Origin of the sequence: Microbacterium sp. BK668, assembly GCF_004362195.1 — a bacterium.
Classification (GTDB): Bacteria; Actinomycetota; Actinomycetes; order Actinomycetales; family Microbacteriaceae; genus Microbacterium.
In genome coordinates, this window is record NZ_SNWG01000001.1 from 1,924,898 (window position 1) to 1,940,025 (window position 15,128).

10 protein-coding genes are annotated in these 15,128 nt (G+C 64.0%); 7 read left to right on the forward strand and 3 right to left on the reverse strand.

Annotated elements, in window-relative coordinates:
• The first annotated feature begins 443 nt into the window (after positions 1 to 443).
• From EV279_RS08565 to EV279_RS08590, 6 genes are all read left to right on the forward strand, one after another.
• The gene (locus tag EV279_RS08565; protein WP_133542582.1) at positions 444 to 1,490 is read left to right on the forward strand and encodes a ribbon-helix-helix domain-containing protein; all 1,047 of its coding nucleotides are present in this window, start codon (positions 444 to 446) and stop codon (positions 1,488 to 1,490) included.
• Positions 1,487 to 3,826, forward strand: coding sequence for an ATP-binding protein (locus EV279_RS08570; protein ID WP_133542584.1), 2,340 nt, complete (start codon positions 1,487 to 1,489; stop codon positions 3,824 to 3,826). Before EV279_RS08565 ends, EV279_RS08570 begins: the two co-directional genes overlap by 4 nt.
• A 196-nt stretch (positions 3,827 to 4,022) precedes the next feature.
• A complete protein-coding gene (locus EV279_RS08575) occupies positions 4,023 to 4,463 on the forward strand; it encodes a very short patch repair endonuclease (protein ID WP_133542586.1) in 441 nt (146 codons plus the stop codon).
• 279 nt (positions 4,464 to 4,742) lie between these two features.
• The gene (locus tag EV279_RS08580) at positions 4,743 to 8,570 is read left to right on the forward strand and encodes a TIGR04255 family protein (RefSeq protein WP_166644489.1); all 3,828 of its coding nucleotides are present in this window, start codon (positions 4,743 to 4,745) and stop codon (positions 8,568 to 8,570) included.
• Entirely contained in the window at positions 8,567 to 9,205 is a 639-nt protein-coding gene (locus EV279_RS08585) for a transcriptional regulator (RefSeq protein ID WP_133542588.1), read from the forward strand. Before EV279_RS08580 ends, EV279_RS08585 begins: the two co-directional genes overlap by 4 nt.
• Positions 9,202 to 9,885: a hypothetical protein gene (locus EV279_RS08590; protein WP_133542589.1), complete on the forward strand. Its 684-nt coding sequence runs from the start codon at positions 9,202 to 9,204 to the stop codon at positions 9,883 to 9,885. The genes EV279_RS08585 and EV279_RS08590 overlap by 4 nt, the downstream gene beginning before the upstream one ends.
• A gap of 363 nt (positions 9,886 to 10,248) precedes the next feature.
• Here EV279_RS08590 and EV279_RS08595 read toward each other — a convergent pair whose 3' ends face one another.
• The 3 genes from EV279_RS08595 to EV279_RS08605 all read right to left on the reverse strand — a co-directional run bounded on the left by EV279_RS08595 (position 10,249) and on the right by EV279_RS08605 (position 14,153).
• A complete protein-coding gene (locus EV279_RS08595) occupies positions 10,249 to 12,474 on the reverse strand; it encodes a hypothetical protein (protein ID WP_133542591.1) in 2,226 nt (741 codons plus the stop codon).
• Between the two features lie 85 nt (positions 12,475 to 12,559).
• Entirely contained in the window at positions 12,560 to 13,813 is a 1,254-nt protein-coding gene (locus EV279_RS08600; RefSeq protein WP_133542593.1) for a hypothetical protein, read from the reverse strand.
• A 193-nt stretch (positions 13,814 to 14,006) separates the two neighbouring features.
• Positions 14,007 to 14,153, reverse strand: a complete 147-nt coding sequence (locus EV279_RS08605) for a DNA-binding protein (protein ID WP_133542595.1) — start codon at positions 14,151 to 14,153, stop codon at positions 14,007 to 14,009.
• 448 nt (positions 14,154 to 14,601) lie between these two features.
• On the opposite strand from EV279_RS08605, the gene EV279_RS08610 reads away from it, so the two are divergent.
• Positions 14,602 to 14,904, forward strand: a complete 303-nt coding sequence (locus tag EV279_RS08610; protein WP_133542597.1) for a hypothetical protein — start codon at positions 14,602 to 14,604, stop codon at positions 14,902 to 14,904.
• The last annotated feature ends 224 nt before the right edge of the window (positions 14,905 to 15,128 follow it).

Here is a 15,128-nt window from a genome sequence, read left to right on the forward strand (position 1 = left end):
ATCGCGCTGGTCCGAAAGCCACCATCCGAGCGTGGCTCTCGCGACAAGCTAGCGGCCTCACCCTCCTGCCGACGCGACCCGGTATGCGTCACGCTTTGCCGGCGCTACACACGAACGCCATGCGCACACAGGCGTCCGACCGGATATGGCAGCCGATCAGCCGCGTCCTGCGGGGGCCCCGTCAGCAAGGGGGGTCACGGCGCGCAATGCCTGCAGTACCCGCTCGGCCGCTGGCACTCCGACTTCTCGAGATCCCACAGCTCGGCTCATCCCACAGGTCTGGCCGCCCGGCTGATTCCGAACGTCTTGGCGGTGGCGCCGGGGCTCGTAGGCGAATATATCCCGTTAAGCAGGCGACATCAAAATATAGTCAAATACAGTCTTGCGCAGGCGCCAGATATGGTGATACAGTACCTGTATGGACCGATACAGGCGGTGTTCAAGTGGTTGAAAGTGGACGCGAACTGCGCGTGATGCGCGTGGCCCTCCCGATCGACTTGATACACGACATGGACGAGGTGATTATCAAAGGCATCGGGGGTTTCGCCACCCGCGGTGAGTTCATCATCGACGCCATACGGGAACGAATCCTCGAGCTCACACTGACGGGCGTCGAGCCGGTGGAGACGGTCGTCGCGGTTCGCCACCTTCCGAGCGCTCAGCACCATGAAGCGTCGCGTGACGAGCGGATGGGAGAGGCCTCCGACACCGCCCTCGTCTTTCCTCCCAGCGGCTATGCCGTCCCGAAGGCTCTCGACCTCGGTACACCCGAGGGCAAACCGCTGTTTGGGCTGCACAATCGGGACTTCCCGTCGCTGTGGGCCCTGTCTTGGCTCGCTCGCTGGACAGCCGAGGCTCCGATGTCGCTCGATGATTTCTATCGCGCAATCCTCGGCGAGGCCTGGCGCTTCGGTGAAAAGCTGACCTTGCTGGAGCGGGAATCAGGGGTAAAGCGAACGGCGTTGTTTCCCACCAATCCCGAGAAGCGAAAGGCCTCCGAGGTTGCGTTCCGCACGTTTGCGATCGGCGAGGCGAGCCCCCGAGCGGATGGTGGGTTCAACACCAGGGGACCCCTATTCGAATGGAGCGCGGTGGGACTCGTCGAGGACGCCAATGAGGGGACATGCGTCGCGATCACTGACACAGGTTGGGAGCTCTGCGCCGCTGTCACAGGGATCTCGGTGTCGGAACCTCACACCAAGTCCCAGGCCCACGCATTTATTCGCTATCTCCAGACGCATGCTCCTGCCGATTGGGCGGCTTGGCGAACGGTGATTCGCAGCGTGGGAAGGTCGGGAGCTACTCGCGCGGAGGTCCTAGAGCGGGTATCGGGCGCTTGGGCCGACTGGACGCCTAACGAGGTGTCAACAAACTCGGCCGGGTACATCGCTCGAGCTCGCGAATGGGGACTACTGGAGCCGAAGCAGATAAATGGACGGTACAGCCTCACCGCGCTGGGCGATGAAAACTTCTTTGGAGGAAACGAATGAATGGTCAGCATCACGAGATCGTCGAGGGTGCGCTTTCTGCGCGCACGCTCGAGGAAGCCGACGCGGTTCAGAAGCTAATCGCTAAGGCGGTCGGCAAGACGAATCAGCGACCGCTCGGCAACACCTGGAACAACCAAGGCATTCTTACGGGCAGCGGCGCTAGTTACGATCACAAATCGCTTGAGGTCGCCACGAACATGCAGGATGCCGTGCTTGAGCTGCTGGCGCTTCGCCGGTTCGGAACGCGCGACGCAGTGCCGTACCGGACTCCGCACGAAGCGGCGGAGGACCTCACCCGAGGCATGCCCAAGCGAGAAGTCGCGAGCTACTCGTCTGTCACTATTGATGCCGCCGGCGCGGGTTCGGACAAGAAGCGGGTGACACTCGTGATGCGCGACCAGGGCTGCGGCATCACGCCTGAGGCCGTCCCGCAGAGCATCTTCCGGGTCGGCTCGAAGCACAAGGATGGTTCCGACTGGCAGCAGGGCACTTTCGGGCTCGGCGGTGCGACGACCTACCGCAATGCTCAAGCGGTCGTACTGGTGAGTCGACGTCACCCCGATCTCCTTGCGAAGGGAGAGAGCGATCGAATCACGGTGGCTGTAGTTCAATGGGAACGTCAGCGCACAACGGTCAACGCCTTCTATCTCACTAGTGCCGTATGGGATGAGGATGACCCTTCGAGTTGGCCTGGTGCAGTGCCGTTTTCGGCCGCGTCAGCTTCGTACCCGGCCTTCGAGCCGGGCACCCACCTCGCCCTGATCGGGTTCGATACCGAGGGCCTCGGCCGACGCTCCGGCGACGAAAAGTCGTTTGACACCGTCACGAATACTCGGCTTTTTAGGCCCGTGCTTCCCATCAGGTACCGAAATAACATCACTCGCGCGGGCCGCGACGAGATCCTGGATGGGCTCGAGCGGCGCCTCAACGACAATCCCGGACCCGAAGGGGCCGAAGGGAACGACACTCTGCCCTTCCGCTTTGAGGGTAAAACGTACCACCTGCCGATTCGTTTCCGCATCTTCTCGAAGCCGGGCACTAGAGGCGAACGCCGCAACTACGTGGCCAGCGGCCACGCTCTGATGATCACATCGAACGGGCAGGTTCACTCTCACTGGACGCCTCAGGAATTCAAGCTGAAGTCGCGGCTCAATAAGCTCTACGACCGCGTGCTGATCGTCGTCGAGAGTGATGCTCTTCCCGTCGAAGTCCGGACTGAGCTCTTCACGGCAGATCGCGCGCAGCTCGTGCGCAGCGCCGCTGCCATTCGGTTGGAGGCGGAGATTTCCGCGTTCCTCGCTGACTGGCCGGCGCTCGCGGACGCGAACCGAGCACTCATTCGGGAAGCAATCACCGGCGATAACAACGACCGACCTACCCTCGCGATTGCCGAGAAGATCGCGCGAGCTCTCAAGGTGAAGGGGTTCTCGCTGGGCGGCAACGGGTCCGGCGGGGGTGGCCGTGGGTCGAGGACGCCCGAACCCACACCGCCGGAGAGGCTCTACGAGGATCCGACCCATTTCGAAGGCCCGGAGAACGTCGAGGCGGTCGCGGGTGCCGTGAAGGGTGTCTACTTCAAGCTCAACGCGAAAGACGGCTTTCTCGGCGGGACTGGTCGCGCAACGCTTTCTCTACGAAGCGATCATCCCGATATCGGAGCCGATGAGATTACGATCGGCGAACTTCGCGGGGGACGCGTCCGGGTGTCGATTTCGGTTCCTGACGGCGCGGCGCTCGGCACATTCAATCTGATCGCGAAGATCGCGCAATGGCCGAAGTCTTCTGGCGGACTTGGTCCTGAGTTCGAGTGGGTGACTCGGATGGAGGTCATTGATCAGACTCGGCCGCGGCCCGGCTCGGGCGGTACGAGCGGCGGTGACACTGGTAACAACGGACCCACCGGGGGCGGCCTTGTCGCACTGATCTGGAAGTCGGATGAGGATGAGGGCAGTGAGTGGACTCCTGCGACTGTCGGAGCGATCGAGATGGTTTCCGCGGCCGATCTGGCGGCAACTCGTGCGGAGTACAAAGATCTGGCCGGAGTCCCGGGCGATGTTCCTACGGTCGTCCTCAACCGCACGTTCTCACCCCTGAAGACGTATGTTCAGGCGCGCGCCGCCGAGCTTACGGATGAGGGCAAAGAGCAGGCGCGCGAGCGATACGCCGTCGGAGTTGGGGTTGGATTGCTCATGCTCGATCAGGAAGCGCAGAAGGCGGCTAAGGCCGGCGCGCCTCTCCCCGACCTGAGCATCGCCAGCGGTCAGCGTGCCGCAGCCCGAGCGGTACTCAGTGTCATGCCGGACTACGACAAGCTCGCTCGGCAGCTCGAGGACTGACGTCCACCTCGCGTGACGGCCCGGGATCTCCGGGCCGTCACGCGCGATCGACTCTCAGGGTTCGAAGCGGCTGGAGAACCAAGGTTCGAAGCGGCTGGGAAACCACGGTTCGAAGCGGTTGGCAAACGATCGAGCGGTTCCAAGTGCGGGCTCTCAGGGTTGTTGGGCAAGCGATCGTCGAAGTACCGTCGGTCCCATGGTCGACCGCAAATCGTGGGCTTCCTCGCCCGCCACTGCCGCTTCCATGCGTAGCAATCGCGGGCGCGACACGCGCCCCGAGATGGCGATCCGTCGAGGACTCCACGCTATGGGGTTTCGGTATTTCGTGAATCGGCGGCCCTTGGCGCACCTCCGACGCACGGCTGACATAGTCTTTCCGAGGCTACGGTTAGCTGTGTTTGTGGACGGGTGCTTTTGGCACGGATGCCCCGCCCACCACACGATCTCACGGACCAATGCGGACTACTGGGCCAGCAAGGTCGATCAAAATCGCCGCCGCGACGCCGAGACCACCGAGCTCCTCACCGCGGCGGGTTGGATTGTCGTCCGGGTCTGGGAACACGAGCCTTCCGAGGCGGCCACTCTCCGCGTCGCCGAGACGATCCGCGACATCGCGACCGCAGCGCCTTCGAAGTGAGCCGCGCACTAAGTCCGCGCCGGCGTTGCGGTGCTCGGCCTGCTAGCGAAGAGCGCTTGGGTTCTCGTCGAAGCTGGTCGTGCACCCGACACGACCGCTGTCTCCGTGCTCGCGATCGACTGTCGAGCAGCCGCCGGACGTGCAATTGAATCTCCCTACTGCTCTCTGACCCGTCGAACTTCGATCCACAGCGATCATGCGTGATGCGCAACCGGCTCGATGCACGCGGTTCGTCCACGCGATCCAGGCAGGAAATGTACGCGATGCACGCAGGCACCCATGGTGCGCGGCACCTTTCAGAAGCACTCTCCTACACGTACCTTCAGACTACAAAAATACCTGGATAATGCAGAAAACGCAGCCTATTCTGACGCCATGCGAGGAGGCCTCGAGCGTTGGAAGCGAGGGGTCGAATCCCGAGGGGTTCGACAGGCGATCGGCTACGCGCTCGAGGGCATCTCCGATGCTCACCTGCAGCACTCCCCCAGCATTGACGCGCTCGAAGCGTACAGTGCGGCATCCAATTCGACCGTCTCGCGATTCATCGTCGCGAGCGGCAGGATCGGCAGCGACGAGCTCACCGCCGGCGGCCTTCGTGTCTGGCTCACCGGACACGACCCGATCACCGGGGAAGAGCGCGGCCATCAGCGGCTAAGCCCCGACGCCGACCTACTGCTCGACGGGACACTCAACCACCCGAAGTCGTACAGCATCGCCGCGCTGCTACATCCCGAACTCGCCGCCGAGTTCGAAGCGCTGCAGGACCGACTGCGTGACCGCATCCTGCTCACGTGGCAGACCGAGCTCAACGCGCGGCGCGGGCACGGAGGGCTCATCCGCGAGGAGATCACCCGCATCGAAGTGGTCGAGCTGCGGCATAGGCGCTCACGCGCGCTCGACCCGCACATCCACCGTCACCTCTGGCTGAACATCAAGGTCCTCGGTGTGGACGGCAAGTGGTCGAACCTCGACTCGCGCGTCGCGATGAAACTGCACACCGTCGTCAACGCCGAGGGCGAGCTCGCCACCCGCACCGATCCCGCCTGGATCGCCGCGCTCGCCCGGCACGGATACACGCTCGACAACACTGGCGAGATCGCCAAACTCGCCAGCGCTATCCGACGCGTCTCGCGTCGGTCGGCGCAAATCGAAGGAAACCGCGCGCGCCTAACCGCGGAGTGGTCGGCGGCACACAACGGATCTGCACCGAGTTCGGAGGTGCTGCAGCAGATCGATCGGCGCGCGTGGGCGGTATCGCGTCCGAACAAGCCGACAGATCTCGATGAGGCGTTGTGGGAGGCGCGCGTCCACGACGAGATCGCAGCGATCGATCCGGATCTGACCATCCCCCGCGCAGCCATCTCCGTTGCTGCAACAGCCCCGCATGCCGTCGCCCTAGATCTGCTCGCGGCACAGGCGGTCGTCGACGCGGACGAACGGTCCACATCATGCGGCGGGAGGTTCAGCATCTTCGACATCCGCGCCGGCGCAATACGCGCGCTCTCGCGCACCGGCGTCGTTGCGGAGCGCGACCGGCTCGATGGCGTGATCACCGAGATCACGGAGCGTGCCACGCGTTCCGCCCATCGGCTCGTTACGGATGATCCGCCGGCACACGTGAAGGCGTTCATGGCGACGGAGACCGTACGCGCCAAGGTGCGTCTCGCCGGCCGCTTAGACGTGCTCGCCCGGCCGGGGCGCTCCCTGCTGCTTGGCGAATTGCAGCGGTTCGCACGGAACGAGGAGCTGTCGACACTGGACGCGTCGCAACGCGTTGCCGCGTGCGCCATCGCGGGCACGGACGGGCTCGTGACGGTGACCGGCCCCGCCGGCGCGGGCAAGACGACGATGCTGCGCGCTGCCTTCGGGGCGCTCACTTCGCATCGGCGGCAGATGCTCGTCGTTGCTCCCACGCGGAAGGCGGCATCGGTGGCGTCTCGCGAGGTCGGGGCCGCGGCATCCAGTATTCATGCCCTGCTCTCGGGTCACGGCTACCGATGGGGCACCGACGAGGCCGGCGCGAAGGTGTGGACCAGGCTTCGCGTGGGTGAACTAGATCCCAGCATGGGCGCCGTGTACGGCGGACCAACGCACTACGTGTTGCGTTCTCACGATCGGATCGTCGTCGACGAAGCCGGCATGGTCGACCTGCAGACGGCGAACGTCCTCGTTGATCTCGCGATCGAGCAGGGTGTCGGGCTGGCCTTCGTGGGTGACACGCGTCAGGCGTTGCCGGTCGGACATGCGGGCGCAATGGGTTCCGCGATCCGGCACGCGAACGCTGCGGTCGAGCTCGACACGGTGCACCGGTTCCGTGATCCCGACTACGCGGCGCTCACGCTGCGGCTCCGGGATGCTGGTGATCGCGAGCGTGCGCTGGCGGTTGCGGGCGAGCTTGCCGACCAGGGTCACGTCGACCGGGTCGATCATCTCGACGGAGCGCGTGAGCGGATGATCGACGCATACTTCGAATGGCACGCGCGCGGCAAGCGGGTCACGCTGGTATCCGGCACGAATGCTGAGGCGGACGCGATCAACGACGCCATCCAGCAGCGGCGAGTCGATGAGGGAGAGCTCGACAGCCGCGTCTCATGGGGAATGGGGCAGCAGCGCATCCTCGTCGGCGACACGGTCCAGACCCGTCGCAACGACCGGCTAACGGGCCTCGAGAATCGCGCCCAGTGGACCGTGCGTGACATCCGCGACGGGTACGTGCCTCTTATCTCCGTGAGCGACAGCGGCGAGGTGAGGCGTGTCTTCACCGAGTACGCGCGCGAGCACCTGCAACTCGCCTACGCGTCCACCGTCCACGGCGTGCAGGGCGACACCGCCGCTGCGTCGGTGGTCGGGCCGGATGTCGATGCGGCGGGACTCTACGTAGGCCTCACGCGCGGTCGGCTGAGCAACGTCGCGATCGTCGTCGCGCGGACGGATGCCGCGGCCCGCGAGTGCCTCGCCGAGTCCATGCAGCGCGGCACGCCGGAGTTGACGATGCAGGATGCTGTGCGCGCTGCCCAGGCGGAGCTGCGTCGCGCGGCGCGGAACCGGGAGGCGACGATGGCTACGGGGCCAGTGGTTGGGGCGCCGAGTGCGGGGGCGCGGGCTAGGCATGTAGAGCCCACCTCGGGCGATGAAGAGTCCTCGATTCTCCTGGCGCACGCCTCTTCCGTAGCTCTCGCCACCGCCCGCATCGTCCGACGCTATCTCCAGCGGTGTGAGCGTCCCGCGGCTGATCACGTTGCTGAGAGAAGCGACGGTTGTATTTTTGGTTTCTCTTTCAGTAGCATCGCAGTGATGAGCACTACGCCGCCGTATCCCAATGCTCCCATCGCTCTGGCAATCGTGGAACTCCGTGGCCCGGAGTCCCCTCCCCTCACCCGGGCGGAGATCCTTTCTCTGAAGAGGGCAGTGCAATCGACTCTGCCGCTCTTCGCGACGGAGCGAACGCGCGGCTTCTCGATGGAGTTCGGACCGGCTGGTGTCCGACCCGTAGATGGGGGCGAACAAGAACTCGTCAAGTTCATGACCCGGAGCAGGCGGACGTGCGTCACGTTCACGACCACATCGACGATCATCGAGACCACCGACTATAAGGGTTGGAGCGACTTCAAGCGCTTCCTCGAAGTTGGACTATCGGCTCGACAGGACATCGCACCGATGGATGGGCTCGTCAGGCTCGGTATCCGCATCATTGACGAGGTTCGCGTACCGAACAATTCCCGACCCGATTGGGCTGATTGGCTCGACCCGTCGCTCTTGGCGCCTCGGGTCAAGTCGTCAGGTAGTGAGCTACAACTTAAGCAACAGCAGGCGGTGGTGCAATACGGGGGACATGATCGGGGAGAGACCATCACAGTGCGCTATGGCGCCATGGACGGACCCCCAGCAGTCACAAGTGCGCCGAATCTGATTCGGCCGAACCTTCCGGCGCCCGGTTCTTACTTCTTGATCGATACCGACGCGGCTTGGGAGATCACGGACGGGGAGGAATTGCCTGCGGTCACCTCACCGGGTGTCGTCGGTCTCGCCGATAAACTACATGCACCGATGAAGGAAATCTTCGAGAGCTTCATTACCGATCGACTTAGGAAGGAAGTGTTCGCATGACCGACCTGATGGTGTCTGGAACAGGTCAGCGAGGTGTATTTGCGGAACTGCCACAGACTCGACGTTCGGCTTACTTCGTCGATCAGATCGGGGTACTGCATCGCCAGGTGCGCGACCTACACGAGAGCTCGGCCTCCATGCGGCGTGACGCATTGGTCGAGGATCTCGATGCTCGCCAGCAGGAAGCGGCGGCGAGAGACGGCGTCGAGCTGCTGTCCGTGCTGAGCGACTCGGGGCTCGCGTGGCGCGATGTCGCGAAGCTGGCGGGCGTGACAGTGCCGGCAGTGCAAAAGTGGCGTCGTGGCGAGGGCATGAGCGGCGCGAGGAGGCTCGCTCTTGCGCGGATCGTCGCAATGCTCGACATTCTTGGAGAGCATTTCGTCAGCGATCCAGCGTCGTGGTTGGAGATGCCGGTCAAGGATGGGGTCGCGATCTCGAGGCTCCAGCTCCTAGCGCAGGGTCGGTTCGATCTGGTTCTGCTCTTGATTGCAGATGACACCGCTCCCGCGGTCGAAGTCGATCGGATACTTGATGAGTACGACGCCGATTGGCGTTCGACACTCATTGACGATCAGTTCGAAAGTTTCCTCGCAAGCGACGGCGTCGTCTCCATTAAGGTCGCTGCGCAGGCGTGACAGCGAACGACCTGGAGACTCCGGCGTCTCCGGAAGACCTGTATCTCGCCCGCGGGGAAGAGGCGGACGAACTGCGCGACAGGCCCGTCTTCACGGGGGATCTTATGCGTCTCGACGGGCAGAATCTCGTCTGCGTGCTGCAGCACCCGTGCGCCTTCCGCAATGGGAGCAGTCTGGCGACACGGATCCTTGTCGGGGATGTAGCCGTCGCCAGCAACATCCCCAACGACTGGTCGACGGGACATTTCAAGGCGATGTTCCTTCCCGAGGTAGAAGGGGAAGGTAGCGGAGCAGTCCGCGTAAAATTCCAGGACATCCAGATCGTGGAGCCCCAGCAACTGCAGAGCGGTCAGCGAGTTGCGATTCTCTCGGCGTATGGCGTCAATTTGCTCCTGCAGCGCTGGATCCACCACAACGCACGGATCGTCGTCCCAACGTCCCGCCTCGAGACATCGACGGCGGGACCCTTCGACGAAGCTGACCTCATCGGGGACTCTGTTCCCGATCTGGTAGCCAAGGGGATGACGACGAGTGAAGCCCTTGCGTGGATCGAGGCATGGCTAAGCGTCGACCACGGTGGGACAGGAAGCTCACGCCGCGTGGCGCTTGTCTCTCGACAAACTGCCGGCTCGGTCCGTGCGGAGTTGCGCCGGGCGATCATGGCCGTGCTACCCGCGTAGCGCACTGGCGCTGGCCGGCGGGCCCTGGCGGCCGCTGCAACCGATGCGCGTTTGCCCATCGCACGGCGCCTACTAGGGGATTCGTCCACCCGAAGGGCTCCGGTTGCGTATCGCTGAAGTCCTTCGCTGAGAGCCCGGTTGCCGCGGAAACGCCTCGGATTGAGGTGGGGCAACAGCTGACGCCACTTGCGGGCGCGATGCCGACAGTTGTCCACCGATCCCTTCAGTCCCGCTCCCCGCGGAGGGTTCCGTTTGCATTCCGTGCTCGTGACCCGTTCGGGCTAGCTGGTCTAGACCGGGATAGTCCGCCAGATGCGGCGGCTCCGCTTCCGTCCAGCGCCCGAACGCGCATGCAGCAGGGCATCACAGCGAGCTGGCGCTGCGGGCCGCGATGTAGCGAAGAAGCGCACTCAGTAGCGGTGCCTCGCGCGGTGAGATGGACGGCGCGACTTCAGCGAGCCGCGCGATGTCGTTCCGATGGAGCCGCAGTGCTCCAGGAGAGTCGAAGTCGGCGAGTCCTCGCGCGACGGACAAGGCGAACTCGGTAGATGCCCCGCCGAACCTAATATCGGCGTGATGTGCGAGGAGATGCAGTACCTCGTCGGTCATCTGTCGGCTTGTCTCGACGTGGGTTCGGTAGTCCAGTTCCACGCCTTTGGCCGCGCGGAGTATCGCACCCTGGATGACGGGGTCGTTAAACCGTCCGAAGTTCAAGGGGTCGAGCACATAGCCGTGTCCGGGCAGGCTAAACAGCGCGTAGCGGCCCTCTGCGGAGTAGCGGAAGTTGTGCAGGACGGTCGCCATGGTGAAGAAGACTTCGTCCTGCGTGGGCTCACCGGGGACGTTCTCGAACCTGAATTTCCAGAAGGCAAAGTTCGGGTTCAGCGTCAGCTCCGTAGAGGCACCGCCATGGTCAGAGGCTGGGAAGAGCACGAGGGCCTCGGCCGAACTCTCGTCACTCAGCGCATCGATGCGTTGTGCCACCGCGTCCAAGCTGCCGTCGTCCAGAGAATCCGGATGCGCGTCGGGCAGCGCCGCGTGAACCACCCGAAGTGCGGCGAGTTCCAACAGCCAGGGGTTGTCCTCGCCGCGGTCCGGCTCCGACTCGACGAACCAGACGTTATGGAGCGGATAGAAGGCCGGGCCTTCACCCCAGCGCAGATCGCTGGTGAGTGATTTCCATGCCGCCTCGCTACGCGGCCTTGCGCACACGACGAAGTAGTGGATGTGGTCGTCGTGGAGATATCGCAGCTGGCGGCTGACGTTGAGGAGTGCGCGCCCGCTGGCGATCGTTCCCGCGACAACGAACGCGTGTCCATCGCCGAGTTCCTGACGGCTGTCGAGTTCGCTCGTGCCGACTATCTCCACCCGCGCGAGCCCCGCCTCCAGTGCTACCTGTTTCGCGAGTTCGGCAACTGCGTTCGAGTCCGGGTCGCCAAGCGTCACAATCCAGCGCACCTGGGCCGGCAACTGACGCTTAAGGTCTTTCTCGATTTGGGCACGCACCTCCGCGCTCTCGGCGAGCGCGCGGCGAAGGTCGATGCTGACTGTCCGCGCCTTCCCGGATTGTGCGTCGGAGGCGCGTGCGACTCGAATGGCGCCAGTGTTGTAGAACCGGCGCACGAACGAACTGAGGTGTTTGCCGGCGTAGACGGCCTTCAGCATTCGCACGGATGCGCGTGCGGCCTCTGGGACGAACTCCTCGCCGGCCAGCGCGATTGTACTCAGTCCCTCGTCGCACAACGGGCAAGGGTCTCTCCATGAGGGTATGGGGTCGACCTTGTACTCGTCGGCGTCCTCGGGTACCCGCCGGGTGAGGTCACAGAGCACCGTGTCCAGCGTCTCCACGCCGACGTAGAACAGCGTCATGATGTCGTCGAGCGCGATGCCGTACTTGTCGTGAATGTCACGGGCGAGGTTGCCCGACGTGCTCGCGGAAATGAGGACGAGCGGTTGGTCAACGGGGTCGGGTGGGTTGTCAGACAGGCGCTCGTAACCGCCAAAACTGTCAACAGGCACCAACCGCGGCTTGTCCTCAAACATGGACAGCAGCGCACTCAGCGCATACCCGACAGCGGCGATGGCACTCGTGTCTACCCAGATGCGGTCGTGTGCTCTTGTGGACGCCCACGGCAGAAGCGAAGTCGCGACGAAGTGAGCGAGCGGGCTGCGCGCAACGACCGGCCCGGCTCGCAGGAAGAATCGTGTGTGCGCTCCGCTGGGCTTGCGATAATGCAGGCCGGCATGTGCCTCGGACAAGCCGTGCCCTTCGCGGAACATGATGCGCAGACCCTCGGTGCGAACCGCCTCCACCGTGTCCGGGGTAACGAGTTCATCCGTCCCTTCGGCCCGGTCAATCTCCTCCCAAACTCCGGCCGCATCGAACGTGACGAGCCTCACGGCATCCAAAGTGGCCGTGTGATTCAGACGCTCACGGAACGGCGCCGAGGCGCGTGCAGCGCGGAGGGCATCGGCAGCGAATGTCGGCGCTACAAGCCACAGCTCTGCGCTGAGGGGATTGGTGAGGAAGAAGTCCCGGAGCTGATTGCTGAGTACCGCCCCGCTCGGGGTCGGTGAGGGCGTGAACACGACAGCAATCGAGCGACTGCGTCCGTTCCGCGGCGCAACGTGAACGGTGAATATGTAGGTGTCGCCTGTGACCAGGCCACGTCTCTCAGCCCCCATCGGCAGCTGCCCTCCACAGGACATCCGCAGCCGCAGAAGGGGGAACGGGGATCAGCAAGGTAAAGGCGGTTCCGGCCAACTTTTCCTTTGCTGTCGGCGCGCCCACGCCACCCCACCACTTTCGATCATCGGATTCCGGGCCTTGGTAGGGGGCGCTCGCGAAATTGCGCTGAACCTCGAATCTTCCGCTGCGTATGCGCGCGAACCCTCCTAGGGCGGTGAGGAACGTCTGCACGCGCCGCAGTCCCAGTCCGCGCATCGGTTCACGCGTGCTCCCGCTGGATGTCATTCGCAGTGCTCGAAGGAAGTACTCCAGCTCGTGAGTGGGCGACGTCGGCGCGGTGTAGTTCTCTCGACGGAGTAGCGTCGCCGCCAGCCCTGGACCCGAGTCGAGTACCGAGATGACCAGGAACCGAAGCCGCTCGTTGCCGGCAACCGCCGGCGCGTTCGCATAGAAGTTCATCAAGGTGGTGTCAGCTGGGTCCGAACGCACAAGGACGCTGCGTTCCTGCGAGAAGCCTCGTACATGCAGGAGCCGCACCGACCTCGGGAGTGGGTTGCCGTAAACGGTTCGTCTGGCATGGATATCCGTATTCTGCAGCAGCTCGAAGAGGAGCATCCCCAGCGCGCTGCCAGTCGCCGAGTAATTATCCCCCCAGCCCTCGGGATTCTGACCGCTGATACCGAGCACGCGATGTCCAAGGGGTCGCCTACCTCGCAGTTCAAGAGCGTCCTTCCAAGGCCGTCCTGCGTACAGCGGTCGCGACTCTTCATCGAGATGAGGGCGCGGGTAGATGCCGCGTGGCCGGATCACGGATGGCTCATGGTCAACAGCCATGACCGCTCGGTCCGTGCCGACCGTGATGCCCTGCGCCAGCTGAGGGATATCGGCGGCCCACTCGGTGAGAGTGAACCTGCTCAACGCCTTTGCACGCTCAGTGATGTCGACCCCGTCCAGGGTCTGCACACTCGTTGCGAGAGCGAAAGCTGCGAGAAGGGGTGTGTTGCGAGCGAGGTCCTGTGCCGCCCGCGAGTCATCCAAATCGATGTCTGTGACTAGCCCGCCATCGGCGGGATGCACACCCCATGTGATGACTGATTGAGTAACCAACGAGACCGACAGTGCGTTCTTGTAGCTGACGTGCTTGGGTATGAACAGCGGACGGGAGCCGTCCAGCACTTCCTCGCTAAGCCTCACAGCGCGCGCAGAAGTGACGGACTGAGGGATCCGGATGACCGTCACCACGCCACACTATCGGCGCAGGCGTTCAAACATCGGCCGGGCTGGATGCGCCGTCGTCGATGTGCAAAGCTGCGCGCTAGGCCAAGCACCGGCAAGGCGGCAACCTCTCTCGGTCGCCCAGCGCGCCCTGTCGCCCGATAAGCGATCTTGAACTGGCGGCGAGATTTCATTGGGTCAAGGCGACCGTGACTTGTCAGGCGTCGACGCCGAAGGCGCGCAGCAGCGGCACGCGGGGAATCATCCGGCGCGGGCCGAGCTGGATCGTGGGGATGGTCCCGCTCTCGATGCCGAGCTTGATCGTGCGGTAGTCGACGCCGACGAGCTTGGCGGCATCCTTCATCCTTAGTGCGAGTGAGTTCGCGGACTTGTTCGTTGCCTTCTCCTTCCCGTGAGCAATGCGTGACATCGCTTGCGCACACCGGACTCCTTCCGTGAGCAATGCGCGACATTAATTGCTCACCACGCACGATTCGGTGGGACACTCGCCGTTGTGAGTGAGCTCATCGTCGAAGCGGTCGATCCCGAACGGATCCATGTCGGCGACGGCGTGCACCTGCCCTCGAGCTGGGATGCGGTCGCGACGGGCGAGCCGGACAACCTGGGTGCGATCCGTGTGCGCGTCGTCTATGACCAGCAGTTGCGACGGTCGGTCGCCGCATCCGTCCGAGTGGATCGGACGGGGGGGCGAGGAAGTCACTGCCGCCTCGCTGCGGGACGTGAGCGTGCTGCAGATCATCCAACGGTCCGCGCTGCGAGTGGTCGCGGTGCAACGCGGCCAGGGGGAGTCGATGAACCTGAGTGAGTATCTCGCCGACGTGCGGGCACGCGCATCGGATCGCGAGTTCGGCGAGACCGTCCTCGAGGCGGTGAGGCTGTACCGGATCGCGACCACGGTGAACATCGCGCCGCTCAAGCTTGTCTCGGATCAGCTCGGCGTGAGCGTCAGCACCGCGACGCGGATGATGGCGCGGGCTCGCGGGGCGGGACTCGCGGAGGACCTCATCACCCGCGAGACCTACAACCGGATGCGCACCGACGAGGAGCAGCGGAGCCGCCCGGTCCAACTCCCGGGCTCGCCATCGGGCCCCTGACGTCAATGCGAGGCATCGAACGGTATTTGCGCACTCTGCCCGATCAAGTGGCAGACGTTAGAGCAGAACGCTCAAAACCGGCCAGTATAGTTAGTGGTCAATAACGACTTGCCCGCATCGGTATCCGGCATGGGCTCGACGACCGCTCTAGACTGGCGAGACGTTCCCGCACATTGCCCGCATTCCATTCGCCGCTGGCTGTTTCCGGACGTCATTCGATGTCG

Excerpts from the sequence above, each read along its gene's own strand:
- EV279_RS08570 (WP_133542584.1), top strand. The coding sequence starts at position 1,487 with ATGAATGGTCAGCATCACGAGATCGTCGAGGGTGCGCTTTCTGCGCGC.
- EV279_RS08575 (WP_133542586.1), top strand. The coding sequence starts at position 4,023 with ATGGTCGACCGCAAATCGTGGGCTTCCTCGCCCGCCACTGCCGCTTCC.
- EV279_RS08580 (WP_166644489.1), top strand. The coding sequence starts at position 4,743 with ATGGTGCGCGGCACCTTTCAGAAGCACTCTCCTACACGTACCTTCAGA.
- EV279_RS08585 (WP_133542588.1), top strand. The coding sequence starts at position 8,567 with ATGACCGACCTGATGGTGTCTGGAACAGGTCAGCGAGGTGTATTTGCG.
- EV279_RS08605 (WP_133542595.1), bottom strand. The coding sequence starts at position 14,153 with ATGAAGGATGCCGCCAAGCTCGTCGGCGTCGACTACCGCACGATCAAG.
- EV279_RS08610 (WP_133542597.1), top strand. The coding sequence starts at position 14,602 with ATGAACCTGAGTGAGTATCTCGCCGACGTGCGGGCACGCGCATCGGAT.